At 71.2% G+C, this 25,033-nt stretch carries 19 protein-coding genes; 10 read left to right on the top strand and 9 right to left on the bottom strand.

The window, feature by feature from the left end:
* Positions 1 to 142: 142 nt before the first annotated feature.
* From AB0447_RS33030 to AB0447_RS32995, 8 genes are all read left to right on the top strand, one after another.
* Positions 143 to 832: a hypothetical protein gene (locus AB0447_RS33030; RefSeq protein WP_366480584.1), complete on the top strand. Its 690-nt coding sequence runs from the start codon at positions 143 to 145 to the stop codon at positions 830 to 832.
* On the top strand, positions 825 to 2,069 hold the full coding sequence (locus AB0447_RS33025) for a hypothetical protein (RefSeq protein WP_366480583.1): 1,245 nt from the start codon (positions 825 to 827) through the stop codon (positions 2,067 to 2,069). The genes AB0447_RS33030 and AB0447_RS33025 overlap by 8 nt, the downstream gene beginning before the upstream one ends.
* A gap of 36 nt (positions 2,070 to 2,105) precedes the next feature.
* The gene (locus tag AB0447_RS33020) at positions 2,106 to 4,169 is read left to right on the top strand and encodes a thioredoxin domain-containing protein (protein ID WP_366480582.1); all 2,064 of its coding nucleotides are present in this window, start codon (positions 2,106 to 2,108) and stop codon (positions 4,167 to 4,169) included.
* A gap of 254 nt (positions 4,170 to 4,423) precedes the next feature.
* Positions 4,424 to 5,773, top strand: coding sequence for a glycosyltransferase (locus tag AB0447_RS33015; protein ID WP_366480581.1), 1,350 nt, complete (start codon positions 4,424 to 4,426; stop codon positions 5,771 to 5,773).
* Positions 5,770 to 7,452: a phospholipid carrier-dependent glycosyltransferase gene (locus tag AB0447_RS33010; RefSeq protein WP_366480580.1), complete on the top strand. Its 1,683-nt coding sequence runs from the start codon at positions 5,770 to 5,772 to the stop codon at positions 7,450 to 7,452. The genes AB0447_RS33015 and AB0447_RS33010 overlap by 4 nt, the downstream gene beginning before the upstream one ends.
* Position 7,453: 1 nt before the next feature.
* Positions 7,454 to 8,656, top strand: coding sequence for a glycosyltransferase family 2 protein (locus tag AB0447_RS33005; RefSeq protein WP_366480579.1), 1,203 nt, complete (start codon positions 7,454 to 7,456; stop codon positions 8,654 to 8,656).
* Between the two features lie 52 nt (positions 8,657 to 8,708).
* Entirely contained in the window at positions 8,709 to 11,144 is a 2,436-nt protein-coding gene (locus tag AB0447_RS33000) for a galactose oxidase early set domain-containing protein (RefSeq protein ID WP_366480578.1), read from the top strand.
* Between the two features lie 227 nt (positions 11,145 to 11,371).
* Positions 11,372 to 12,769, top strand: a complete 1,398-nt coding sequence (locus tag AB0447_RS32995; protein ID WP_366480577.1) for a hypothetical protein — start codon at positions 11,372 to 11,374, stop codon at positions 12,767 to 12,769.
* Between the two features lie 141 nt (positions 12,770 to 12,910).
* Here the strand turns inward: AB0447_RS32995 and AB0447_RS32990 are convergent, their stop codons facing one another.
* The 3 genes from AB0447_RS32990 to AB0447_RS32980 all read right to left on the bottom strand — a co-directional run bounded on the left by AB0447_RS32990 (position 12,911) and on the right by AB0447_RS32980 (position 15,353).
* Positions 12,911 to 13,603 (bottom strand): hypothetical protein, encoded by a 693-nt coding sequence (locus tag AB0447_RS32990; protein ID WP_366480576.1) that lies wholly within the window; start codon positions 13,601 to 13,603, stop codon positions 12,911 to 12,913.
* Between the two features lie 128 nt (positions 13,604 to 13,731).
* The gene (locus AB0447_RS32985) at positions 13,732 to 14,526 is read right to left on the bottom strand and encodes a hypothetical protein (protein WP_366480575.1); all 795 of its coding nucleotides are present in this window, start codon (positions 14,524 to 14,526) and stop codon (positions 13,732 to 13,734) included.
* Between the two features lie 164 nt (positions 14,527 to 14,690).
* Positions 14,691 to 15,353 (bottom strand): hemolysin III family protein, encoded by a 663-nt coding sequence (locus AB0447_RS32980; RefSeq protein ID WP_366480574.1) that lies wholly within the window; start codon positions 15,351 to 15,353, stop codon positions 14,691 to 14,693.
* Positions 15,354 to 15,572: 219 nt separating this feature from the next.
* Between AB0447_RS32980 and AB0447_RS32975 the strand changes: the two genes are divergently transcribed.
* The gene (locus tag AB0447_RS32975; RefSeq protein WP_366480573.1) at positions 15,573 to 17,396 is read left to right on the top strand and encodes a phosphoenolpyruvate carboxykinase (GTP); all 1,824 of its coding nucleotides are present in this window, start codon (positions 15,573 to 15,575) and stop codon (positions 17,394 to 17,396) included.
* A gap of 106 nt (positions 17,397 to 17,502) precedes the next feature.
* Here AB0447_RS32975 and AB0447_RS32970 read toward each other — a convergent pair whose 3' ends face one another.
* From AB0447_RS32970 to AB0447_RS32955, 4 genes are all read right to left on the bottom strand, one after another.
* Positions 17,503 to 18,123 carry a hypothetical protein gene (locus tag AB0447_RS32970; RefSeq protein ID WP_366480572.1) on the bottom strand — a complete coding sequence of 207 codons (621 nt, stop codon included), beginning with the start codon at positions 18,121 to 18,123 and terminating at the stop codon, positions 17,503 to 17,505.
* Positions 18,110 to 19,690 (bottom strand): substrate-binding and VWA domain-containing protein, encoded by a 1,581-nt coding sequence (locus AB0447_RS32965; RefSeq protein ID WP_366480571.1) that lies wholly within the window; start codon positions 19,688 to 19,690, stop codon positions 18,110 to 18,112. The genes AB0447_RS32970 and AB0447_RS32965 overlap by 14 nt, the downstream gene beginning before the upstream one ends.
* 89 nt (positions 19,691 to 19,779) lie before the next feature.
* Positions 19,780 to 20,973: a toxic anion resistance protein gene (locus AB0447_RS32960; RefSeq protein ID WP_366480570.1), complete on the bottom strand. Its 1,194-nt coding sequence runs from the start codon at positions 20,971 to 20,973 to the stop codon at positions 19,780 to 19,782.
* A 13-nt stretch (positions 20,974 to 20,986) separates the two neighbouring features.
* Positions 20,987 to 22,066 carry a substrate-binding domain-containing protein gene (locus tag AB0447_RS32955; RefSeq protein WP_366480569.1) on the bottom strand — a complete coding sequence of 360 codons (1,080 nt, stop codon included), beginning with the start codon at positions 22,064 to 22,066 and terminating at the stop codon, positions 20,987 to 20,989.
* Positions 22,067 to 22,162: 96 nt separating this feature from the next.
* Here AB0447_RS32955 and AB0447_RS32950 point away from each other — a divergent pair, with 96 nt between their 5' ends.
* Positions 22,163 to 22,585, top strand: a complete 423-nt coding sequence (locus AB0447_RS32950; RefSeq protein ID WP_366480568.1) for a hypothetical protein — start codon at positions 22,163 to 22,165, stop codon at positions 22,583 to 22,585.
* Positions 22,586 to 22,688: 103 nt separating this feature from the next.
* Here the strand turns inward: AB0447_RS32950 and AB0447_RS32945 are convergent, their stop codons facing one another.
* Both AB0447_RS32945 and AB0447_RS32940 read right to left on the bottom strand, forming a co-directional pair.
* Positions 22,689 to 23,084, bottom strand: a complete 396-nt coding sequence (locus AB0447_RS32945; protein ID WP_366480567.1) for a hypothetical protein — start codon at positions 23,082 to 23,084, stop codon at positions 22,689 to 22,691.
* A gap of 98 nt (positions 23,085 to 23,182) precedes the next feature.
* Positions 23,183 to 24,394, bottom strand: coding sequence for a pyridoxal phosphate-dependent aminotransferase (locus AB0447_RS32940; protein ID WP_366480566.1), 1,212 nt, complete (start codon positions 24,392 to 24,394; stop codon positions 23,183 to 23,185).
* Positions 24,395 to 25,033 lie beyond the last annotated feature (639 nt).

The following is a 25,033-nucleotide window of genomic DNA, read 5'->3' as shown; positions in this document are numbered from 1 at the left end:
GCTCCGGTAGAGCTCCCCAGTGTCCAGCGCGGTCCGCGGGAAGGCGAGGGAATCTGAGCTAGTTCAGAGGGAGGCAAAGGGGCTGTCGCGGGGCCCTTCTAGACTCACCGGACTGATCCAACTGAACTGCACGGGGGCATAAATGACGGTACGTGACATCCGGACTGCGGCGAGCCTCGTCGGCCGCCGCAACGCGCTGCGCTACCTCGCCATGGGCGTCGGGGCATCGCTGCTCGCGGCCTGCACAGGCAAGGAGAAGCCGGCGGCCCAGGCCCCGGCCCAAGCCCCGGCGGCCGGCGCCGCCGGGCAGAACCCGGCCCCGTCCGCACCGGTCCCGGCCCCGTCCGGTTCCGCCTCCGCCGCCCCGTCGGCGACGACCCCCGCCCCTGCCAAGAAGGGCGTACTGGACCGTTCCTTCGACGCGTTCATCCGGGGCGGCTGGACCGTCCAGTCCACCACGCCCGGCGGCGACGTCGCCCGGGGCAAAGCCACGGTGAACGCCCCCGACGGCGGCAACGGCGGCTGGACCATCGAATGGGACGGCGGGGCGGGCGCCTGGAACGGAGGTTTCCTGCTGCGCGGAGGCCGCCTGCTGATCCAGGTCTTCGAGGGGCCCAAGGGCCTGGACGGCCGCAAGGGGGCGGCCTCGGCCCACAGCGTGCCCGCCACGGTCGGAGACGGCTTCGACCTGACCCTCCCGTGGCAGCCCCCGGAGACCCGCGGCACGGGCGACGGCCAGCGCCTCTCGGTCACCTACGCGAAGAACACCCTCACCATCCGCCACATCGAACCCTCGGGCAGCACCACCACCCACGTCTGCACCCGTGCCTGACGCGCTCGCCACGCTCGGGGCGCTGCTGGACCACTCGCTGGCCGGGATCGCCGAGGCCGCGGCGGACGCCCGTACGTACGACCGCGCGGCGATCGTCCGGCTCTCGGACGTCTGGGACTCCGCGGCCCTCCCGCTGGTCGGGGCTGCCGCGGCGGCCGACCCGGACGAGCGGGAGCGGCGCGCCCTGGCCGCCCTGCGGTGGATGGCGGGCCGCGGCGCCGGCCGGCGCCGGACCCTGGAGGCCGTCGCGGCCCGGGCCGGGATCCCGCTGGACGGCCTGCTGGAGCCCGCGGTCGTCCACCCGGCGGGCCGGGACTACGCGGGCGTGGTGAGACCCGGCGCCTTCACCCCGACCCCGTACCGCGTGGCCGAACTCGCCGCCGCCTACGACCTGGCCGACGCCGAGCTGCGCCACCTGGAGGTGGAGTGCGGCGGTCCGGGGCCGGCCGTACGGATCCACCTGGCCGCCGACCGGCGCTACCCGGTGCCCGACGGCCCGCCCCGCACCAGGGCGGCCCTGCACCTCGGGCTGGACGGCCTCACCGAGGCGCGGTTCGACTCCGAGGACGCCCGGGGCGCGGTGCTGGACGCCGGCCCGGGCGGGGCCACCGTGCACCTGGGGAGCAGCTGCGGCTTCCGCGCGGCCACGGCCACGGTGTGGCCCGACGACGTGCACTGGCACCACTCCGCCGCCGGGCGCCGCGCGGACGCCCGAACTCCGCGCCGGACCGTGCGTCCGGCGTACCCCGAATTCCCGGCGGCCGGCGAGCAGGATCCGCTGCACGTCGCCCTCGCCGAGGTCCTGAACCGTGCCCTGTTCACGGTCCGGCACGTCCGGCACGCCCCCGCAGCCGGCGGCATCCCGGTGCGCGAGCTCTGCGCGGTCTTCGCCGGAGCCGGCCGGGAGCTCCTCGCCGCCGGCGCCGCCGGACCGGACGCGCTCCACCGGCTGGGCGGCGGATGGGCCCGGGCCGCCCGCCCCTTGGCCGGGGTGGCCGGGACCGCGGAGGCCGAGCCGCGCCCGGCCGGTCCGCTGCCCGACGGCTCACGCATCCGGCTGGTCTCCTGGGCACCGGGAACGGGCACCGACACCGGCACGGGTACGGGTACGGGCACGGGTACGGGCGAGGGGCTGCTCCACCTGGCCGTACCCGGCACCCCCTGGCGGCTCGTGGCCCAGGCGGCCGCCGGACCGGTGCGCTTCCACCTGGACGGCGGGCATTTGCGGGCCGGGTAAGAGGCGTTGGGCCTGCGGTGGGGCAGGATGGCCGGTATGTCGAACCGCCTCGCGAACGAGACCTCGCCGTATCTCCTCCAGCACGCCGACAACCCGGTCGACTGGGTGCCCTGGTCGCCCGAGGCGTTCGAGGAGGCGCGGGAGCGCGGCGTGCCCGTGCTGCTCAGCGTCGGTTACAGCTCGTGCCACTGGTGTCATGTCATGGCCCACGAATCGTTCGAGGACGAGCTGACCGCCGCCTACATGAACGAGCACTTCGTCAACATCAAGGTGGACCGCGAGGAGCGCCCCGATGTCGACGCCGTCTACATGGAAGCCGTCCAGGCAGCCACCGGTCAGGGCGGCTGGCCCATGACCGTGTTCCTCACAGCCGATGCCGAGCCCTTCTACTTCGGCACCTACTTCCCGCCCGAGCCCCGGCACGGCATGCCCTCCTTCATGCAGGTCCTCGAAGGCGTGCGCACCGCCTGGGCCGGGCGGAGGGACGAGGTGGCCGAGGTGGCCAAGCGGATCGTGCGGGATCTGGCCGGGCGGCAGCTGGACTACGGGCGGGCCGGGGTGCCCGGTGCCGAGGAGCTGGCGCAGGCGCTGCTCGGGCTGACCCGGGAGTACGACGCCGCGCGCGGCGGGTTCGGCGGGGCGCCCAAGTTCCCGCCGTCCATGGTCATCGAGTTCCTGCTGCGGCACCACGCCCGCACCGGCGCGGAGGGCGCCCTGCAGATGGCCGCCGACACCTGTGAGGCCATGGCCCGGGGCGGGATCTACGACCAGCTGGGCGGCGGGTTCGCCCGGTACTCGGTGGACCGGGAGTGGGTGGTCCCGCACTTCGAGAAGATGCTGTACGACAATGCGCTGCTGTGCCGGGTGTACGCCCACCTGTGGCGGGCCACGGGGTCGGAGCTGGCCCGCCGGGTCGCCCTGGAGACCGCCGACTTCATGGTCCGGGAGCTGCGGACGGAGCACGGCGGTTTCGCCTCCGCGCTCGATGCCGACAGCGAGGACCCGGCGAGCGGCCGGCACGTGGAGGGGGCGTACTACGCCTGGACGCCGGCCGGGTTGCGGGAGGTGCTCGGAGAGGAGGACGGCCGGCTGGCCGCCGCCTACTTCGGGGTGACCGAGGGGGGCACCTTCGAGCACGGGACGTCGGTGCTCCAGCTGCCGCAGGAGGGCCCGGCCGTCGACGGCGAGCGGATCGCCGGGATCAAGGAGCGGCTGCTGGCCGCGCGCGCCCAGCGGCCCGCGCCCGGGCGGGACGACAAGGTGGTGGCGGCCTGGAACGGGCTGGCGATCGCCGCGCTCGCCGAGTGCGGGGCGTTCTTCGGCCGGCCGGACCTGGTCGAGCGGGCCACCGAGGCCGCGGACCTGCTGGTGCGGGTGCACTTCGACGCCACCGCCGGGCGGGCCCGGCTGTACCGGACGAGCAAGGACGGGAAGGTGGGCGCCAACGCCGGGGTGCTGGAGGACTACGGTGATGTCGCCGAGGGGTTCCTTGCGCTGGCGGGGGTGACCGGCGAGGGCGTGTGGCTGGAGTTCGCCGGGTTCCTGGTGGACCTGGTGCTGGACCGGTTCGTGGCGGAGGACGGTTCGCTGTACGACACCGCGCACGATGCGGAGCGGCTGATCCGTCGCCCGCAGGACCCGACCGACACTGCAGCCCCCTCCGGCTGGACCGCCGCGGCCGGCGCGTTGCTGTCGTACGCCGCGCACACCGGCTCGGAGGCGCACCGCACGGCGGCCGAACGGGCGCTCGGGGTGGTGCACGCGCTGGGGCCGCGCGCCCCGCGCTTCATCGGGCACGGGCTGGCGGTCGCGGAGGCGCTGCTGGACGGGCCCCGGGAGGTGGCGGTGGTGGGGCATCCGGAGGATCCGGCGACGGCCGCGCTGCACCGGGCGGCGTTGCTGGGGACGGCTCCTGGGGCTGTGGTGGCGGTGGGCCTGCCTCAGCGTGAGGGGGCGGGAGACGGAGAGTTCCCCCTTCTGGCCGAGCGCACGCTCGTGCGCGACCTTCCCACGGCGTATGTGTGTCGACATTTCGTCTGCGCGCGTCCTACGACAGATCCGGTCGAACTGGCGGGGCAGTTGGGCGGGGTTCGTCCCTGAAGGACCTGATCTGGCGTCAACTCTGCTTGATCGCATAAGAGTTCAGAAACGTGCTTTTTATCTGAGGACCGTCTGAGTTTCATCTTCTCTGCCTAATCTCATTCCGTTCGGGAGATCCGACACGAGATCGCGCACTGGGGGTGCGCGTGTGGGGGACGCGAGGGTGGCGGGCCAGGGGGCCCGCCGTTCAAGCCCTCGGGGGGTTTCAGACGTCGTTGCGGCCGGGGGGCCGCGGCATGCCTGTGGGGGACAATTTGTACACGTCTGTGTTCATTGCTGCCATTTCGTTTGCGCTCTTCTGGATGGCCGCGTTCACGCTCTGGTGGCAGATGCACGCGTGGCGCACACCGGAGACGCTCGCCGCGACCCGGTTCGACCGGCCCGACGGGGGCGGACGGCTCGCGTTCTCCCTGCTCCTGCCGGCCCGTCACGAACAGGCGGTGCTGGAGCACACCATCGACCGGCTGCTCGAATCGAGCCACACCGACTACGAGATCATCGTGATCGTCGGGCACGACGACCCGGAGACCGCGGCGGTGGCCGAACGGGCCGCCGCCCGCGCACCCGAACTGGTCCGGGTGGTCACCGACCACCACGAGACCAAGAACAAGCCCAAGGCCCTCAACACCGCCCTCCCGCACTGCCGGGGCGACATCGTCGGTGTCTTCGACGCCGAGGACCAGGTCCACCCCGAGCTCCTCGCCCACGTCGACCACGCCTTCCGCTCCACCGGCGCCGACGTCGTCCAGGGCGGGGTCCAGCTGATCAACTTCCACTCCAGCTGGTACAGCCTGCGCAACTGCCTGGAGTACTTCTTCTGGTTCCGCTCCCGCCTGCACCTGCACGCGCAGAAGGGGTTCATCCCGCTCGGCGGCAACACCGTCTTCGTCCGCACCGAGGTGCTGCGCGAGGCCGGCGGCTGGGACCAGAACTGCCTGGCCGAGGACTGCGACCTCGGCGTGCGCCTGTCGTCCGTCGGCAAGAAGGTCGTCGTCGCCTACGACTCCGACATGGTCACCCGCGAGGAGACCCCGGGCTCCCTGGTGAGCCTGCTCAAGCAGCGCACCCGCTGGAACCAGGGCTTCCTCCAGGTCTACCGGAAGAAGGACTGGCAGCAGCTGCCCGGCCGCGGCCAGCGCTGGCTCGCCCGCTACACCCTGATGACCCCGTTCATGCAAGCCGCCTCCGGGGTGATCATCCCGCTGAACTTCGCCATCGCGGTCTTCCTCGACGTACCCGTCGGGATCGCGATCATCACCTTCCTGCCGATGATCACGGCGATGGTGACCTTCGTCTTCGAGATCGTCGGGCTGCACGACTTCGGCCGCCAGTACGGCCTGCGCGTGCGCTTCGTGCACTACCTCAAACTCGTCGTCGGCGGCCCGTTCTACCAGGTCATGCTGGCCGGCGCGGCGATCCGAGCGGTCTGGCGCGAGCAGCGCGGACGCAACGAGTGGGAGCTCACCAGCCATGTCGGCGCCCACCTCACCGGCGCGCCGGCCACCGCCTCCGCGGCCATCGCTTCCGCAGCCGCCGCTCCCGTAGCCGGCGTTCCCGCAGCCACCGCTTCCGCGACCACTGCCCGAGAGGACAGCCACCAGTGACCGCCACCCTGCCCACGGCCACTGATCCCCAGTCCGCCGTCGTCGATCCGGTCCGTCCCGTCGATCCGGCCGGTCCGGCCGGTCCGGCGCCGGTACGGCCCGACCGGACCGTTGCCGCCAGGCCGCTCGTACGCTTCCGCTCCTCCCGCCCCGACCTGCTGCTCTGCGGAGCCCTGCTGCTGGTGATCCTGCTGGTCCAGGGCTGGAACATCACCGCCTTCCCGCCCCTCTCCGACGACGAGGGCACCTACCTCGCTCAGGCCTGGGCGGTGCAGCAGGGCGAAGGGCTGGCCCACTACACCTACTGGTACGACCACCCGCCGCTCGGCTGGATACAGATAGCCGGCCTCACCTACCTGCCCTCCCTCTTCGTCCCCGAGTCGATGACCGTCGCCTCGATGCGCTTCGCCATGCTCGCCGTGTCCGCCGCCAGCGCCGTCCTGCTGTACGTGCTGGCCCGCCGGCTGTGGCTGCCGCGCTGGGCGGCCGGCCTGGCCATGGCCCTGTTCGGGCTGTCCCCGCTCTCCGTCGTCCTCCAGCGCGAGATCTTCCTGGACAACCTCGCGGTGATGTGGATGCTGCTGGCGTTCTGCCTGGCCGCATCGCCCAGCCGCCACCTGTGGCACCACTTCGGCTCCGGACTGGCCGCGGCCACCGCCGTGCTCACCAAAGAAACCATGCTGGTGGTGCTCCCGGCCCTGCTGGTCACCATGTGGCGGCACAGCCACCGGGACACCCGCAAGTTCGCCGTCACCGGCGCCATCACCGCCTGCACCCTGATCGGACTGTCCTACCCGCTGTTCGCGCTGCTCAACGGCGAGCTGTTCCCCGGCGAGGGCCATGTCTCCCTGATCGACGGGATCACGTACCAGATGGGCCGCGAGGGCTCCGGTTTCATCCTCGACTCCGGCTCCGGATCGCACGGCGTGTTCCGGTCCTGGCTCTACTACGACACCGTCCTCCCGCTCGGCGGCCTGGCCGGCGCGGTCCTGCTGCTGCTCACCCTCCGCTGGTCGGTCACCGCCCGCGCGCTCGCCGGCCCGGCCCTCGCCGCCGTGATCCTGGCGCTCGTCGCCATGCGCCCCTCCGGCTACCTGCCCGCCATGTACGTGATCCAGGCCCTGCCCTTCCTGGCCCTGGTCCTCGCCGGCGGCGCGGCCAGCATCACCCACGCCGTGCTCCGCCGCGGCCGGGTCCGCCTCGTGTACGGCCGCTGGGCCCTGCTCCTCGTACTCGCCGCGTCCGCCGCCGTCTACGTCGTCCCGCGCTGGTACGACGGCAACCGCACCGCGCTCACCGTGGACGCCAACGGCCCCTACCGGCAGGCCGCCGCCTGGCTCGGCACCGAGGTCGAGGACCCGGCCCGCACCCGGGTCCTGCTCGACGACGCCCTGTGGCTGGACGCCGTCCACGCGGGCTTCGAACCCGGCCGCGGCGCCATCTGGTTCTACAAGGCCGACCTCGACCCGGCCGTCACCAAGACCCTTCCGGGCGGCTGGCGGGACATCGACTACGTGGTGTCCTCGCCCACCGTGCGCCGCGACGCCCGCGACCTGCCCAACGTCCGGGGAGCACTGGAGCATTCGGCCCCGGTGGCCGTCTTCGGGACCGGCGACGACCGCATCGAGATCCGCGAGATCCGCAGGACCGACCGCGACAACCCCGAGAGCGGGAGCTGACATGAGCGAAGACCTGTGGACCCGGCCCCTGGACGCGCCGTCGGAACCATCGGACGCGGCGTCCGCGGAAGCGGCCGAGACCCCCGCGCCCGGCAGCGTCACTCTGATCATCCCGACCTTCAACGAGTCCGGGAACGTACGGGAACTGCTGCGGCAGCTCGGTGACTCGATCCCGGCCCGGCTGCCGGTCGAGGTCCTCTTCGTCGACGACTCCACCGACGACACCCCGGAGGTGGTGGAGAAGGCGGCGCAGGACTGCCCCTTTCCCGTCGCCGTCCTGCACCGCGAGGAGGCCGTCGGCGGCCTCGGCGGCGCCGTCGTCGAAGGGGTGAAGCGGGCCGCCACCGACTGGATCGTGGTCATGGACGCCGACCTGCAGCACCCGCCCCACCTGGTGCCCGAACTCGTCGGCGAGGGCGAGCGCACCGGCGCCGAACTCGTCGTCGCCTCCCGCTACATCAGCGGCGGCAGCCGGGCCGGCCTGGCCGGGAACTACCGGATCGCCGTCTCCCGGGGCGCGACCTGGCTCACCAAGGGCCTCTTCCCGCGCGCCCTGCGCGGCATCAGCGACCCCATGAGCGGCTTCTTCGCGATGCGCCGCTCGGCGGTCACCGCCGAGGCCCTCAAGCCCCTCGGCTACAAGATCCTGCTGGAGCTGGCGGTCCGCTGCCGCCCCGCGAAGGTCGCCGAAGTCCCGTTCGTCTTCCAGGAGCGGTTCGCGGGGGAGTCCAAGTCCACCGCCAAGGAGGGCCTGCGCTTCCTGACCCACCTGGCCTCGCTGCGCACCGCCACCCCCATGGCCCGCATGGTCGGCTTCGGTCTGATCGGGCTCTCCGGCTTCGTACCGAACCTGCTCGCCCTGTGGCTGCTCACCCGGGCCGGCATGCACTACCTGCCGGCCGAGATCGTCGCCAACCAGGCCGGGGTGCTGTGGAACTTCGTCCTCATCGAGGCGCTGCTGTTCCGCGACCGGCGCCGGCACCGCCACTGGGCGGACCGCATCGGCCGCTTCGCCCTACTCGCCAACGCCGACCTGCTGCTGCGCATACCCCTGATCGCCCTGTTCGTCGCGCAGTTCGGGCTCGCCGTGCTGCCCGCCACCGCGGTCGCGCTGGTCACCACCTTCGTGCTGCGCTTCGCGGCCACCGAGGCCCTCGTCTACCTGCCGCGCAAGGGCACCAAGCACCGTCGCGCGGTCCGCTGACCACTCGTGGAACGTCCGTTGAAGGAGCCGCACCAACAAGGGAGTTCGTCCTATGCGCATCCCGATCCGACGACGGCGGGGCCGGCGCCGGGCCGCCCTGCTCGCCGTCGGGGCGATGACCGGGGGCCTGCTGCTCACCGTGCCGCAGCAGGCCACCGCCGGCCCGCCCAACCTGCTCACCAATCCCGGTTTCGAGACCGCCGGAGCCGCCGGCTCCGACATGCCCTCCTGCTGGTCGAAGTCCGGCTGGGGTGACAACGACTTCACCTTCACCACCGTCGCCGACGCGCACTCCGGCACCAAGGCGATGCGGGTGGCGCTGACCCGCCGGGTGGACGGCGACCGGAAGGCGCTGGTCACCGAGAACACGGCCTGCGCCCCCGCCGCCGTGCCGGGCAAGCAGTACGACCTGTCCGCCTGGTACAAGTCCACCACCCCGGACGTGTCGGTGACCGTGTTCCGGCGGGAGGCCACGACCGGGGCCTGGCAGTACTGGACCGACCTGCAGAATCCGCCGGTGAGCGCCGGCTGGGCGCGTACCGAGGTCCGTACGCCCGTCGTCCCGCCGAACACCGACAAGATCGCGTGGGGGCTGTCGGTGTACGGGGTGGGCACGCTCACCACCGACGACTACGCGATGGAGGAGGTCGGGGCCACCCTGCCCGCACCCACCTGCACCGGCACCGCGGAGGAGTGCGCCAAGGGCAAGTGGCAGGTGATCGCGGCCAAGAACCCGGTGCGCTCGATGCACGCCGTGGTGCTGAGGAACGGCAAGGTGCTGCTGATCGCCGGTTCCGGCAACGACATCGACCGGTTCAACGCGGGCACCTTCACCTCGGCGGTGTACGACCCGGCGAACGGCTCGTTCAAGACCATCCCGACGCCCGTGGACATGTTCTGCGCCGGGCACGTGCAGCTGGCCGACGGCCGGGTGCTGGTGATGAGCGGCAACAAGGGCTATCCGTCGGCCGACGGGACCATCGGCTACCAGGGGCTGAAGGACTCGTACATCTTCGACCCGGCGACCGAGAAGTACATCAAGACCAACGACATGAACGGCGGGCACTGGTACCCGTCGGCGACCGTCCTCGGCAACGGTGACGTCATCTCCTTCGGCGGCCTGAAGGAGGACTCCACCGGCAACGTCACGGCCGAGAAGTTCTCGGCGGCGCAGGGCAAATGGCTGCCGATGGGCGAGGTCAACCAGACCTGGTCCTACTGGGGCCTGTACCCGTCGATGATCCTGATGCAGGACGGCCGGCTGTTCTACTCGGGCAGCCACACCTTCGGCAACGGCACCCCGGGCACCGGCGCCTCCGTCTACGACTACGCCGCGAACACCATCACCGATGTGCCGGGGCTGCGGAACAAGGACCAGCGGGACGAGTCGGCGAGCGTGCTGCTGCCCCCGGCCCAGGACCAGCGGGTGCTCACCATCGGAGGCGGCAACAACGAGAGCAACCCGGCCGCGAACCGGCTCACCGACATCATCGACCTGAAGAAGCCGAGCCCCGCCTACACGGCAGGCCCGGACATCCCGCTCGGCCTGGTCGACCAGGGCGCGGGCAAGCGGCCGCAGACCGGGGCCGAGGGGAAGATGTACGTCTCGGCGGTGCTGCTGCCGGACGGCAAGGTGCTGGAGACGGGCGGCGGTCTGCACGACCGGGCCGACCCGGTGTTCGAGGCCTCGTTCTTCGACCCGGCCAGCAACACCTACCAGGCCGGCCTGGCCACCGACCCGATCCCGCGGACGTACCACTCGGCGTCCTTCCTGCTGCCGGACGGCCGGGTCATGTCGGTCGGCGACAACCCGGGCAACGGCACGTACAACCACAACGTGTCGGTCTACACCCCGCCCTACCTGTTCAAGGGCGCCCGACCGCAGATCACCTCGGTGATCGACACGCAGTGGGTGTACGGGGACACGCAACGCATCACCGTCGACCGGCCCATCGCCAAGGCGGAGCTGATCCGGCCGGCCGCCGTCACGCACTCCTCGGACCCGAACCAGCGGTTCGTGGACCTGCCGCTGACGGTGGTGAGCAACACGACGGTCGACCTGAACGTGACCAGCAACCCGAACCTGGCGCCGCCCGGCTGGTACATGCTGTTCGCGGTTGACGCGAACGGCGTGCCGTCGATCGCCAAGTGGGTGCACGTGGGCGGGGCTCCGGCCCTGGCCGCCCTGTCCGGCGACCAGGACCGGCCCTCGGCGCACCAGCACACCTTCGCGGACAAGCTGGGCCCGGCCAAGCAGAACCCGGCCAAGCGGGACTCGGCCCCGGTCAGCCCGAAGGTCGCGGGCTGTGACCGGCACTACGGCACGGCCACCCTGTGCGTGCCGACGGTGTTCCCGGCGGAGGTCAAGAACACCACCAAGGCCCGCTGCGACTGGCTGGCCGCGCACAAGTACCCGAAGCGGATGAAGGTCAACGGGAGCGATCCGCTGCGGCTGGATGCGGACCGCGACGGCTACGCCTGCGGGTAGCCGACAGGGCAGGTGAAGGTGACAGGTCGGGACCGGCCCCGGACAGGGGCCGGTCCCGACCGCGTTCCTCGCAGGGGTCGATCCTCCTTCCGGATCCCCGGCCGCCCGTGCAGCGGTGCCGATCCGGAGCGAAGAGAACCCGTTTGTCGGCCCGTCGTCCCACGTCAGGACCGGCCCGTCCTCCTACGCTGAACCGCGGACACCTCTCGGTTGAAAGGTTCGCGCCCATGCCCGAGTCCGCCCTCCCCCTTCCCGCTTCGCGCCGCCGCAGGCCCCTGGGCCGGAGCCGGCGCCTGGCCGTGCTGCTCGCCTGCAGTCTGCTCAGCCTCCCCGCCCTCGCCGGGCAGGCCCAGGCCGACGTCGGAGACATCACCGAGTTCCCCCTGCCCACCGCTGCGAACAGCCCGGTCGGCATCACCGCAGGCCCCGACGGCAATGTGTGGTTCACCGAGCAGGGGGAGGTGAACAAGATCGGGCGGGTCAACCCGGCCGGGGCCATCACCGAGTTCCCGCTGCCCAACCCCAACCGCTTCCCGGACGACATCACCGCGGGGGCCGACGACAACCTGTGGTTCACGGAGCCCTTCCACAACACGATCGGGCGGATCGACCCGGACAACGGGGCCGTCACCGAGTTCCCGCTGCCGCACGCCGACAGCTTTCCGGTCGGCATCACCGGCGGGCCGGACGGCAACGTCTGGTTCGCCGAGAACGGCGCCAACCGGGTCGGGCGGATCACCCCGGCCGGCACGATCACCGAGTTCACGCTGCCGCAGGCCGACAGCAACCCGTACCGGATCACGAACGGCCCCGACGGCAACGTGTGGTTCACCGAGACCTTCGTCAACCGGATCGGGCGGATCACCCCCTCCGGCAAGGTCACCGAGTTCCCGCTGCCGAACCCCGTCGGCTCCCCGTTCAACATCACCGCGGGCCCGGACGGCAACCTCTGGTTCACCGACCCCACCGCCAACGCGGTCAGCCGGATCACACCGTCCGGCAAGGTCACGGAGTTTCCGCTGACGACGCCCAACAGCGGCCCCGTCGGCATCGCGGCGGGCCCGGACGGCAACCTCTGGTTCGGCGAGTCCAACATCAACAAGATCGGGCGGATCACGCCGTCCGGCACCATCACCGAGTTCGACGTGCCCACTCCCAACGTGGACAACACCCCCTTCCACATCGCCGCGGGACCCGACGGCAACATGTGGTTCACCGAGCTCCTCGGCAACCGGATCGGGCGCGTGGAGGTCGGGAAGCCGGCCGCCGACGTGGGAGTAAGGGTGGCCGCACCGGCCACGGTCCGTCCCGGCAGCACGTACACCTACACCGTGACGGTGGTCAACCACGGCCTGTCCGCCGCGACCGGCGTGACCGTGAAGCTGGCCACGCCCGACCACGGACAGGGCCTGATCCCTTCGCCGCGTGCCGAGCGGAGCCCTTCCTCCCAGCTGACCTGGAGGGTGGGGTCGCTGGCTGTGGGGGAGGAGCGCACCTTCCGCGTCAGGGTGCGGGCCACGCGTCCGGGTGTGGTCACGGCGACGGCCAAGGTCGTTGCCGCCACCTTCGACCCGAGCACCGGAAACAACGCGTTCAGCGTCGAGACCCGGGTCTCCCCGCGCTGATCGGGCAGCCGGGGGGCTGCGCGTGACGCGGTCCGTCCAGCCGTCCGTCCAGCCGTCCGTCAACAGGAGCCGGTGCCCCGGGCACAGCCCCCGGGCACCGGCTCCCGTCCGTCAGTCGTGCCTGCCGTGCACCCGGTGCGGTCACGTCTGGCACTCGACGGTGAAGCCGGCCTTGTTGGAGCTCTCGGCTTCGCCCTCGATCACGATCTGTATGGTGCCGATGATCTTCTCCGGCTGCACCGCACCCGCGTCCGGCAGGTACGAGAAGTCGGGCACGTTCTTGGTCCCGGCGGCCTCGAAGTTCAGCGTGAGCAGCCCGGACCTCGCCCCGTCGCCGCGCACCCAGCGGTACTTGACGTCGCCGGCCGTCGCGGTCTGGATCGAACCCTTGGCCACCTGCTTGAAGTTGGGGCAGGTCACCTTCCCGGAGCGGGAGACCACGCTGGCCGAGACGTCGACGACGTCGGCCTTCTTCACGGGGGCCGGGGCCGTCGACTTGGTGCAGGTGATCGTGGGCGCGTTGCGCCGGTTCTCCCGGACCTTGTAGTCGCCCTCGGCGACGTCCTCGTCGGTGAAGCTCCCGTTCGACGAGACCTTGACGTCGTCGGGCCCGTCGGGGCCGGTGATCTTCACCGAGGCGTTGCGGGGGAACTTGGTGAGCTTCAGGTCGAACGTCGGCCGGTTGCCCGGACCCGGGTCACCCTTGGCGAGGGAGCAGACTCCGGCCGGGGCGCGTGCGGCCGCCCCGGTGTCCGCGACGGCGGTGAGCGGGCTGAGGGCGATCGCTGACGCCACGCAGGGGGCGAGCAGGGCACAGCGTTGCTGGTGGTTCATGGTTGACTCCTCCGGGCCGGATGGGCACCATCGGGGGCTATTTCTTGCAGGTGAGGCCGGGGTTGCTCTCCTTCCGGGTACGTCCCTCTCACCCGACGGCCGCGCATCGGATCAGCGACCGTCCGGGTTCACTTGGCCATCACGATGTGGACGCTGCTGTTGTCGCCCGGGTTGGTGTCGCCCGGTACGCGGAGGGTGGCGCGGATGACACCCTGGCCCGCCTTGTCCACGTGCGCGAAGACCGGGAGCTCCTTCTTCTCCGTGGACTTGAGGGTGCCGCCGGTGCAGCGGTAGCCCCTGACCTTGCCGTCCGCCGCAGGAGCATTCATCTTGCACTCGAAGCCGCTGAAGATGGTGCTGTCCGGTGGTTTCCTGACCGACAGCGACCCGTCGGTGGTGACATCGATCACCGCGCCCTTGGCGTCCCCACCGGAGCTGAAGTACGGCAGCCAGTAGGTCCGGTTGGTGCCGACCGTTGGGGCGAACTCGCCGTTGAAGGTGCCCAGCGACGCGTTCGTGGGCGCACCGGCGGGATCGGCCGGGTCGGTCGCGGCGCTGCAGACGTTCTTGCTCCACTCGCTGAACTCGTGCGTGGGGAGCCCCGACGCGCTGTCCGTCGCGGGTACCCGCGCCTGCGCGGCCCCGCAGTACGCCACGCCGGGCTTGACGCCGGGGAGCGACCGGGTGACCTCGCGTCCCGTCCCGGGCGAGCCGGGGTAGAGCTTCCGTACCTTGCCGGCTTCGTTGTTGGGGTTGTCCTTCTCGAAGACGGCGACCCAGAAACCGCTCTCGTCGGCCGTGTTGTCCCTGAAGGTGACGTAGGCGGTCGTTCCCTCCGTCCAGACGCGCACCGTGGTGGGGGCCGGGGGTTTCTCGCCGGCGCCCGCCGGCGTGGCCAGGCCGGCCACGAGACCGCATGCCATACCTGCTCCTGCACAGAGCCGGAGGACTCTTCTCGTCCGTGTCGTGCTGGATGTCATCGGGTCCTCATTTCGCTACCGGGGGGCGAGCGACGGTCCGGCCGAGACACTCCGATTATCCGTCCGCTCCCGGTGCGCGGCACTTCGGCACACCGGGAGCGGAGGGCCTACGCGTGCTGGTAGGCGGCCAGCGAGATGCCCACGAAGTGGGTGACGAAGGCGACCAGGGTCAGTGAGTGGAAGACCTCGTGGAAGCCGAAGAAGCGCGGGGAGGGGTTGGGTCGTTTGATCCCGTAGATGACCCCTCCCGCGCTGTAGAGGAGTCCGCCGACGATGACCAGGACGAGGACGGCGATGCCGCCGGTCCGCATGAAGTCGGGCAGGAAGAAGACGGCGGCCCAGCCCATGGCGATGTAGCACGGGGTGTAGAGCCAGCGGGGGGCGCCGACCCAGAACACCCGGAAGGCGATGCCGGCGGCGGCCGCGAGCCAGACCGCCCACAGGAGCGTGCGTCCGGTGGAGTCGGGCAGGAGCAGGACCGTCAGCGGGGTGTAGGTCCCCGCGATGATGAGGAAGATGTTGGCGTGGTCGAGCCGCCGCAGGATCGCCTCGCCGCGCGGACCCCACGTACCCCGGTGGTAGAGGGCGCTGATGCCGAAGAGCAGGCAGGCGGTGAGGACGTACACCCCGCACGCCACCCGCGCCCGCGTCGAATCGGTGAAGGTCATCAGCGCCAGGCCCGCGACGATCACGGCGGGGAACATTCCGGCGTGCAGCCAGCCGCGGAGGAGCGGCTTGACTTCGGCCTGGGCAACGGCTTCGGCAGTCATGCGCACATGCTACCTACGGGTCCGTAGGTTTCCGGCAGTGTGCTTTACGGAAGATTGACGGACGTGGCGATGCTCACGTGAGAGGCCCCCTGGACATATGCGCACATGCACCGGATGATCAGATGAGTGCGGTCGGCACCGGATGAGCGGAGCGCGAAGCGTCCGGGTCGCAGCCCCCACGGGGCATACACCAAACAAACCCCTCAACAAGGAGCAATCGTGGCGCGCGACAACGCGGCTCCCACTTCCGTCCCGACGAACCACCCCGGGCTGATCACCTGGGTGGAGGAGATCGCAGCCCTGACCGAGCCGGACGCCATCGTCTGGTGCGACGGTTCCGAGGCCGAGTACGAGCGCCTGTGCGAGGAGCTCGTCGCCAAGGGGACCTTCAAGAAGCTCGACCCGGTCAAGCGCCCCAACTCGTACTACGCGGCCTCCGACCCCTCCGACGTCGCGCGCGTCGAGGACCGCACCTTCATCTGCTCCGAGAAGGAAGAGGACGCCGGCCCGACCAACCACTGGAAGGCTCCCGCGGAGATGAAGGACATCTTCGCCGGCGAGAAGGGCATCTTCCGCGGTTCGATGAAGGGCCGGACGATGTACGTCGTCCCGTTCTGCATGGGCCCCCTCGGCTCCGACCTCTCCGCGATCGGCGTCGAGATCACCGACTCCGCCTACGTCGCGGTCGCCATGCGCACCATGACCCGCATGGGACAGGCCGTTCTCGACGAGCTCGGCACCGACGGCTTCTTCGTCAAGGCCGTCCACACCCTCGGCGCTCCGCTCGCCGAGGGCGAGGCCGACGTCCCGTGGCCGTGCAACACCACCAAGTACATCTCGCACTTCCCCGAGACCCGCGAGATCTGGTCCTTCGGCTCCGGCTACGGCGGCAACGCCCTGCTCGGCAAGAAGTGCTACGCGCTGCGCATCGCCTCCGTCATGGCGCGTGACGAGGGCTGGCTCGCCGAGCACATGCTGATCCTCAAGCTCACCCCGCCGCAGGGTGAGGCCAAGTACGTCGCCGCCGCGTTCCCGAGCGCCTGCGGCAAGACCAACCTCGCCATGCTGGAGCCGACCATCCCCGGCTGGACGGTCGAGACCATCGGCGACGACATCGCCTGGATGCGCTTCGGCGCGGACGGCCGCCTCTACGCGATCAACCCCGAGGCCGGCTTCTTCGGCGTGGCCCCCGGCACCGGCGAGCACACCAACGCCAACGCCATGAAGACGATGTACGCCAACACCGTCTTCACCAACGTCGCGCTCACCGACGACGGCGACGTCTGGTGGGAGGGCATGACGGAGGAGACTCCCGCCCACCTCATCGACTGGAAGGGCAACGACTGGACCCCGGAGAGCGAGACTCCGGCGGCCCACCCCAACGCCCGCTTCGCCGTCCCGGCCGCCCAGTGCCCGACGATCGCCCCCGAGTGGGAGGACCCCAAGGGCGTCCCGATCTCCGCGATCCTCTTCGGCGGCCGCCGCGCCTCCGCCGTACCGCTGGTCACCGAGTCCTTCGACTGGAACCACGGCGTCTTCATCGGCTCGAACATCGCCTCCGAGAAGACCGCCGCCGCCGAGGGCAAGGTCGGCGAGCTCCGCCGCGACCCCTTCGCCATGCTGCCGTTCTGCGGCTACAACATGGGCGACTACATGGCGCACTGGATCAAGGTCGGCGCCAACGCGGACGCCGCGAAGCTCCCGAAGATCTACTACGTGAACTGGTTCCGCAAGAACGACGCGGGCAAGTTCGTCTGGCCCGGCTTCGGCGAGAACAGCCGCGTCCTGAAGTGGATCGTCGGCCGCCTCGAGGGCACCGCCGAGGGCGTCGAGACCCCCATCGGCATCCTGCCGACCAAGGACTCCCTCGACCTCGACGGCCTGGACCTCCCCGAAGAGGACCTCGACTTCCTCCTCACCGTGGACAAGGAGGTGTGGCGCGACGAGGCCTCCCTGGTCCCCGAGCACCTGAACACCTACGGCGACCACACCCCGAAGGAGCTGTGGGACCAGTACCACGCGCTCGTCGAGCGCCTGGGCTGACCGACCGCCCCGACCGCCCCGATCACCGGGGCACCGCCCCGACCCCGGGGCCACTGAACGCGGGAAACCCCCGACCAAGCGGTTCCCCGCCGCAGCACCCGGCCCGTCAGGAGCGTTCGCGCTCCTCCAGATAGGTCGTGTGCGTCTGCTGACGGCGGGCCTCCACCTCGTGGAGGCCCGCCGTTACGCGTTCCGCCTCGTCGAACAGCACCGACAGCTGACGCTCCAGATGCCGCTCCGGCGGAACCGTCCCGGGCTGGAGCCGGCTCCACCAGCGGGCCCGGTTGTACGTGTCCACCGACTCCGGGACATCGGTCCGCACCGCCCGCGACAGCACGTGCACCGACTCCGGCTCCCCGGCCAGTACGTCGGCCACCCAGCCGGGATCGAGCAGCCGCCCGTACAGCTCCAGCAGCTCGGTCAGCTTCCCGCCGGCCGCCGGCGGCAGCTCCACCTCCGCCAGGTACTCCCGCAGCCGTTCGAAATCCCCCCGCAGCACACCGAGCTGCTCGCTGGGATCGAAGTCGGGCACCGGGACCCGCTCCGGCGGGGCGATCAGCGCGCCCGCCCCGTACAGCCCGGCGATCACGAACGGCCAGGAAGCGCCCGCCAGACCGGTGAGGGCGAGCCCCACCCCCACCACCCCGCAGGCGCTGCCCGCCAGGTTCTTCTTCGACTCCAGGTACCGCAGCGCTCTGGCTGCGAGACCGTCCCTACTGGTAGCCACGGATCTCCTCGAAGGCCCCGTCCAGGGAGCCGTTCCCGTCGGTGGCGTCGAAGAGACGTCCACCGGTCAGCTCGGCGATGGCCGAAAGCTCCTTGCGGTCGGAGTCCCCGAACAGCACCGCGAAGACGGGCGTCTTCCGCTGAGCCTCGGGCAGTTTGGCGAAGAAACCCTCGAAGTGCTTCGCGTCGACCCCCTCGGTGTTCTCCCCGTCCGTCATGAGCACGATCGAGGTGAACGCGTCCGCGCCGCCCTTCCCCAGATGCCGGTACGCCGCCTCCAGACTGCTGTAGACCGCCGTACCCCCCGCCGGCTCGAGCGAGCCCACGTCCTTGCGTACGGCATTCAGCGCCGGCCCCGGATCGCCCGGCTCCACGACGTGCGTCCGCACGTTCTTCACCGAGGACCCGAACGGCAGCAGGGTCACCTCCTCCCGGTCCCGGAACCGGTGCCCGGTCCGCGAACTCCCGCTCCCCGTCAGCTCGGTGAGCGCCGCCTTCAGCTTCCCGATCCGGTCCCCCTCCGCCATCGAGCCGGAGGTGTCCAGCACGTACACCGTCCGCGAGGGGCGCCGCAGCTCGTGCTCGTACGAGGACAGCAGTCCGTCGGCGACGGCCAGCGTGCCGGGGAACGGCAGCTCGCGGCGCGGCTCGCCCGCCAGCCCGGCCGCCGGGGTCACCCCGGCGGTGACCGGGCGGCGGAACGTCCGGTCGGTGATGGCCTGCTGGGCGGCCGCGCCCCGCAGGTACTCGGTGAGCACCCGCCCGGACTCGCGGGCCCCGGCGGGCGCGGAGGTGAGCAGGGTCAGCGGGTAGTCGGCCGTGACGACCCCGTCCCGCGGCCGGACCACGGTCAGGCCGGTCTTGCCGTCCCGGTTCATCGACAGCAGCACCGACTCGTAGTTGACGAGCGCGTCCACATCGCCGCGCCGGGTGTAGGCGGTGGCCAGCCAGCCGGAGGACCCGGAGGTCAGCTTCTGCCCGGTGAAGAACTCCTTCAGCCGGGGCGCCGCCTTCTTCACGTCCTCACCGGTGAGCGCGGCCTGCGCGCCGGACAGACCGGAGGCGACCGAGACCAGCGCGGAGAAACCCGAATTGGACCGCACCGGGTCGGTCATCCCGTACGTGAGCTTCCCGCCCGCCACGGCCTCGTGGACGGCGGACCAGGTGACCTCCTCCGCCTTCCAGCCGAGCCGGGCCAGCGCCTCGGGCTTCACCCCGAGCGCCACCGGCGAGGACATCACCGGACTCTCGGAACTGAGCTTCCCGGCCGCCTCGGGCCGCAGGCGCAGGTAGTCGTTGGAGGACAGCCAGATGGCGTCGTACTTCCCGTCGGCCGCCCCGGAGGCCACCTGCTCGACGGCATCGAGCGTCCCGGACCAGGTCAACTCGACCCCGACCCCGGTCACCTTCTTCGCCTCGTCCAGCACCGGCTTCATATCGACCAGCTCACTGGAGGCGAGCACCCTAAGCGTGCCGTCCTTGTAGGCGGACGCACTCTCCTTCGGCTTCCCGGCCTCGCTCCCGGTACACCCGGCCACGGTCAGCATCCCGGCCAGCAGCACACCCATCCAGCCCCTCCGGCGTTTGAGGAGCGGGGTCTGGGGCGGAGCCCCGGTTCGGGAAGGGGCGGGGTGGGGAAAGGCTCCGCGCAGCGGCCTCACAGCGCACCCCCGTCGAGCGCCCCGACGGACCGGGTACGGCCCAGATGCGCGGACGCCGCCTGCAACTCCCCGGTCAACGACTCCACCGTCGCCGCCATGCTCTCCGTCGCCTGCACCTTAAACGCATCGATCGTGTCCAGCGTCCGGTAGATCTGCTGGAACGCCGCCCGCAGCGTCTCCGCCCCCACCGCCGGATCCGCCGCGATCCGCTGGATCTCCCCGCTCTGCGTGCTCAGCATCTCCGCATTGCCGCGGATCAGGTCCTCGGTCGTGTTCCGCAGCGTGTTGACCTGCTCGACCACCTTCCGCTGGTTGTCCAGTGCGGACGCCAGCATCACCGCGATCCGCAGCGCCGACACCGTGGTCGTCGCCGCCCGGTCCACGCCCTTGATCAGTTCGTCGTTGTTCCGCCGGACCACGTCCATCGCCAGGTAGCCCTGCGCGCAGACCGCCAGCTGGGTCAGCAGGTCCTGGTGCTTCTGCCGGACCGGGAACAGGACGTCCGCCCGCAACGCGTCGGCCTGCCGCGCATCGGTGCCTTCGACCTCGGCGATGCGCTGCTCCACGGCCGCGTCCAGCGCCTCGGTGAGGACGGCGTACTCCTGGAGCTTGCCCATGGTCTCCCACAGCTTGGCGCGCTCGGTGTGCAGCGCCGCGTTGTCGCGGCGCAGCTCGTCCTGGCCGCCGCGCAGCGAACCGACGATCTTGTTGAGGGTGGCCTGCGAGGAGGCGTACTTGGCCACGTGGTCGCGGAACCTGTTGCCGCCCGGCAGCTTGGCCAGCAGCCGTCGCGCGCCCCGCGCGGGCGTGTCGCGGGGGTCGAGGTCCTCGACGGTACGGCGCAGCTCCACCAGCGAGCCGGCGACGCGGCCCTGCGCGTCCCCGCCGTCGGCGGACAGCGAGCGTACCGCGCGGTCCAGCATCCGGTTGGACTGCTGGGCGGCGCTTCGGATGTCGGCGGCGCCGAGCCCGGCCATCTCGCCGATCCGGGTGGCGAACTCGGGGGAGCGGGCGTCGAGCCCGGCGAGCGATCCGACGTACTCCCGGGCCCGCCGGGCCATCTCCTCGCGTACGCCGTCCTCGAGCGGGACGAGACCGGAGGCCTGGTCCCGGCGGACGGGGGCGACGGGTTCGGGGGCGGTGAGGACCAGCGGGGCGCTGCCCGGGCCCTCGGGTGGTGTCAGTGTCATGCGTACTCGTCCCCTAGCCCTTGGCCCGCTCGGCGAGCGTCTGCAGGATCTTGACGGTGGGTGTACCGACCTGGTTGATGCCGGCCAGGCTCTGGTTCAGGTGGGCGGTGTGCGGTGCGGTGGCCCGGGTGAATTCCTGGACGCCGTTCTGCGGGCGGAATCCGTGGCGGATCGCCAGTTCGCGGAGCCCGGGGTCGGTGGAGAGCAGCTCGCCGAGCCCCTTGGCCTCGTCGTTCAGCGGTACGAAGGTGTGGTCGCTGTTGACGGTGGTGTCCGGGTACAGCACGACCATGTCCCCGGCCGGCTGGTTGCGCAGGAGCAGCGCGGCGACCTGGGACTCGTACACGAGGACGAGGGGCTGGCCGGCCCCGCTGACGAACTCGCGGAAGGGGGCGTCGGTGCTGGGCGGCTGCTGGCCCTGCGGCGCGGTCAGCTTGTTGAGCAGCGGGGCGGTGGCCTCGATGCCCTTGTCGTCGGAGACGATGGTGTGGTTGTTGGCGACGTTGGAGACGGCGGCGAGGTAGAGCGCGCCGGAGTTGGACGAGGTCGGGTCGGTGGACCGGACGAGGACCTTCCCGAGGAGTTCGGGGTGGCCGGCGGAGCCCTTGAGCTGCTGCCAGGTGCGGTCCTCGCGGGCGGCCTTGACGAATTCGCCCATGGCGAGGGTGCCGGTGCTCTTCCCGGTCATCCGGACGAGGCCGTTGTCGGCGAGCACCTGCGCGGTGCTCGTACGGGTGACCACGACGAGCGGCGAGAAGAACGGCACCACCTGCGGGGCCTGGACGCCGGCCTTGGCCTTGACCTCCTTGGCCGGTTCGCTGCTGCCGGGAAATGCGAAGTCGTAGTCCTTGAGGGGGAGTTGGTCCATGGCCCAGGAGCCGGACGTCTCGGTTCTGACGGTGTAGCCCTTGGCGGCAAGGGTCTTCACCACATCGGGGTCGGCGAAGAACTCGGCTTTCTCCGAGCCGATCACGCCGTGCACGGTCTTCGTTGCCGTGTGTTCTGGGTCCTGAGGTCCGCCTCCTGCCAAGATGACGGCTACCACGCCACCGATCAGCAGGACTGCCAGGACGATTCCGAGGATGCGTCTCACGGGGGCAGCGTGCTCACGGAAACCCACATTCCGCGCTGAATTGAATGAACGTCAGGTGACGAGGTGGTCCCACTTCGACATGGGAAGGAACGGACCATGGGTACGTCGAGTGCCTTGAAATGGCAGGGCTGGTTTGTCGGCCTGGTGGGTCTGGCGGCGCTGCTGGTGTTCGCCCCGCTGGCGCTGTACGTCTGGGCGGGCGGCGGCCCGCAGCAGGCCGTTGCCGCGCACGTGCCGGCCGAGGACGCTGCGGTGTCCGCGTGCCGAATCGATCCGGCAAGCAAGCGTCTGCTGGCGGGCATCGAGGTGACGAGCCGGGCGGCGCAGACGGGTTCGTACGTGGTGACGGTCGAGTTCCGTCAGGATCCGCCGGTGGGCACGGTGCAGGCGTTGGTCCGGCTGGACGGGGTGGCGCCCGGGGCCGTGGTCCACGGCGAGGCGGTCGGGCCGGTGTGGCCGGCCGGAGTGGCGCCGTGGTGCGGGGTGGCGGGCGCGGAGTTCACGGTGGCGGCGGGCTGAGCACGGCCGGGCACGGCTGGGCGCGGCTGCACGCTGTCGGTGCGGTCGCTGCTGCCTGTCATGGCTCCCGGTCCGAGGCCTCCGCGGCCTCGGACCGGGGCCGTCAGTGGGCCCCGGCCAGGTCGGTGGCGGCGAGGGCGGCGGTGTGCGCGTCCATCTGCTCGGCAGCGAGGATCGCGACACCGGTGTCGGCGCGCGAGGCGGCGACGAGGAGCACGCGGGCGGCGAGGTCGTGCGCGCGGCGGTGCAGCTCGGGCGTGTGCTCACCGGAGAGCCCGGCGTGCCGGGCCGGCGGGGTGCCGCGCAGTCGCGCGACGTGCGCGGCGATCTGCTCGGCGTCGGCGTCGAGACCGAGTTCGTCGGTGACGGCGAGCAGGGCCGAGAGGTGCCCGGCGAGCTGGATGTCCAGCTCCTCGGCACGGCTGCGGTGCGGGTAGTCGGCGTGACCACGGCCCATGCGGTGGACCGTGGCCGCCGTCTTGCGGTTCGGCTCGTACATGAGGAAGGCCTCCTGCGTGGTCAGGAGACCATCCTACATTGGATCGGGTCTAAAGTTGAGCCGAATCCGAAGATCCGGTGATCGAGTTCGAAGCCGGCCTAGGGCTGCGAGTACCCGTCGAGGAAGTTGCCGATACGCGTCACGGCGTCGCCCAGGTCCGTGGCATTGGGCAGCGTCACGATCCGGAAGTGATCGGGCTCCGGCCAGTTGAAGCCGGTGCCGTGGACCACCATGATCTTCTCGGCGCGCAGGAGGTCGAGGACCATCTGCCGGTCGTCCTTGATCTTGTAGACCGAGGGGTCGAGCTTCGGGAAGAGGTACAGCGCACCCTTGGGCTTCACGCAGGTGATGCCGGGGATCCGGGTGAGCAGGTCGTAGGCGGTGTCGCGCTGCTCCAGCAGGCGGCCGCCCGGCAGCACCAGGTCGTTGATCGACTGTCGGCCGCCGAGCGCGGTGGCGACGGCGTGCTGGGACGGCATGTTCGCGCAGAGGCGCATGTTCGCCAGGATCGTCAGGCCCTCGATGTACGAGGCCGCGTGGTGCTTGGGGCCGCAGACCGCCATCCAGCCGGCCCGGTAGCCGGCGACGCGGTAGTTCTTGGACAGCCCGTTGAAGGTCAGGGTCAGCAGGTCCGGCGCGATCGCGGCGGTGTTCGTGTGCGTCGCCCCGTCGTACAGGATCCGGTCGTAGATCTCGTCCGAGCAGACGACCAGGTTGTGGCGGCGCGCGATGTCCGTGAGGCTGCGGAGCATCTCGTCGTCGTAGACGGCGCCGGTCGGGTTGTTCGGATTGATGATCACGATCGCCCGGGTGCGGTCGGTGATCTTGCGCTCGATGTCGGCGAGGTCCGGCATCCAGTCCGACTGCTCGTCGCAGCGGTAGTGCACGGCGGTACCGCCGGCGAGGGACACGGAGGCGGTCCACAGCGGATAGTCCGGCGCGGGGACGAGCACCTCGTCGCCGTCGTCGAGCAGCGCCTGCATGGACATCTGGATCAGCTCGGAGACGCCGTTGCCGAGGTAGACGTCCTCGACGTCCAGCCCGATGCCCTTGGTCTCGTAGTGCTGCACGACCGCACGGCGCGCGGACAGCAGGCCCTTGGCATCCCCGTAGCCGTGTGCGCTGCCGAGGTTGCGCAGCATGTCCTCAAGGATCTCCGGCGGGCACTCGAAGCCGAAGGCTGCGGGGTTGCCGGTGTTGAGCTTGAGGATGCGATGACCTGCCGCTTCGAGCCGCATGGCCTCTTCGAGCACGGGGCCGCGGATCTCGTAGCAGACATTGGCGAGCTTCGTTGACTGGATCACCTGCATGGCGGGAGCTTACGGGGCCGCGCGCGGCCGCGCTTCGGCATTTGGGCCGGGCGCGCGGCGGGGAAATGTCCCGATTCGGGGGATGAGGAGGCCTGAATGCCACCCCTCCTTGGAAACCAGGGCCCGACCCCCGCTCCACCTACGGAACGTGTGCACCCGGCCCTCCCCGGGCAAACCGGTGTTGCCCTCGTCACTCCCCGAAGGACGTCAGGTCGGACGCCCCCGTACGAGCCCCCCGCCGACGAACCCCGACCGCAGCCCCCATGAGGCGCCCGCCTCCCCGCAGCGGCCCACCGGGCCGCGCCCCGCTCGACTGCGGGGCGGCGGCTGGCCGGGGCGGTCCCTGCCCGGGCCGGGGCCGATCTGCTGGGCGGGGCCCAGCACCGCGTAGCGGCCGGGCCGCGACCCCGCTCAACTGCCGGACGGCGGCTGGTCGGGGCGTGCCCTACTGGGCCGGGCTGGTCGGTTGGGCGGGGTCAGGGGATGGCCGGGGCTTCGCCTGGACGGAATCGGAGAGCAGGCGGGGGGCCTTCCCGGCAGTCCCAGTGTCGTTCCGTGTCCGTCCGGCCTGTCAAGGGCGCTCCCTTCGGTCGCGTCGCTTCGCGATGTCGCTGCGCTCCACCCTTGACAGGCCGGCCG

Source organism: Streptomyces sp. NPDC051211 (genome assembly GCF_040689505.1).
GTDB lineage: Bacteria > Actinomycetota > Actinomycetes > Streptomycetales > Streptomycetaceae > Streptomyces.
This window is presented reverse-complemented; position numbering and strand designations above follow the sequence as displayed.

Bases quoted from the DNA above. Each gene is read 5' to 3' on its own strand.
- AB0447_RS33030 (WP_366480584.1), top strand. From the start codon at position 143: ATGACGGTACGTGACATCCGGACTGCGGCGAGCCTCGTCGGCCGCCGC.
- AB0447_RS33020 (WP_366480582.1), top strand. From the start codon at position 2,106: ATGTCGAACCGCCTCGCGAACGAGACCTCGCCGTATCTCCTCCAGCAC.
- AB0447_RS33005 (WP_366480579.1), top strand. From the start codon at position 7,454: ATGAGCGAAGACCTGTGGACCCGGCCCCTGGACGCGCCGTCGGAACCA.
- AB0447_RS33000 (WP_366480578.1), top strand. From the start codon at position 8,709: ATGCGCATCCCGATCCGACGACGGCGGGGCCGGCGCCGGGCCGCCCTG.
- AB0447_RS32995 (WP_366480577.1), top strand. From the start codon at position 11,372: ATGCCCGAGTCCGCCCTCCCCCTTCCCGCTTCGCGCCGCCGCAGGCCC.
- AB0447_RS32990 (WP_366480576.1), bottom strand. From the start codon at position 13,603: ATGAACCACCAGCAACGCTGTGCCCTGCTCGCCCCCTGCGTGGCGTCA.
- AB0447_RS32985 (WP_366480575.1), bottom strand. From the start codon at position 14,526: ATGGCATGCGGTCTCGTGGCCGGCCTGGCCACGCCGGCGGGCGCCGGC.
- AB0447_RS32980 (WP_366480574.1), bottom strand. From the start codon at position 15,353: ATGACTGCCGAAGCCGTTGCCCAGGCCGAAGTCAAGCCGCTCCTCCGC.
- AB0447_RS32965 (WP_366480571.1), bottom strand. From the start codon at position 19,690: ATGGGTGTGCTGCTGGCCGGGATGCTGACCGTGGCCGGGTGTACCGGG.
- AB0447_RS32960 (WP_366480570.1), bottom strand. From the start codon at position 20,973: ATGACACTGACACCACCCGAGGGCCCGGGCAGCGCCCCGCTGGTCCTC.
- AB0447_RS32950 (WP_366480568.1), top strand. From the start codon at position 22,163: ATGGGTACGTCGAGTGCCTTGAAATGGCAGGGCTGGTTTGTCGGCCTG.
- AB0447_RS32945 (WP_366480567.1), bottom strand. From the start codon at position 23,084: ATGTACGAGCCGAACCGCAAGACGGCGGCCACGGTCCACCGCATGGGC.
- AB0447_RS32940 (WP_366480566.1), bottom strand. From the start codon at position 24,394: ATGCAGGTGATCCAGTCAACGAAGCTCGCCAATGTCTGCTACGAGATC.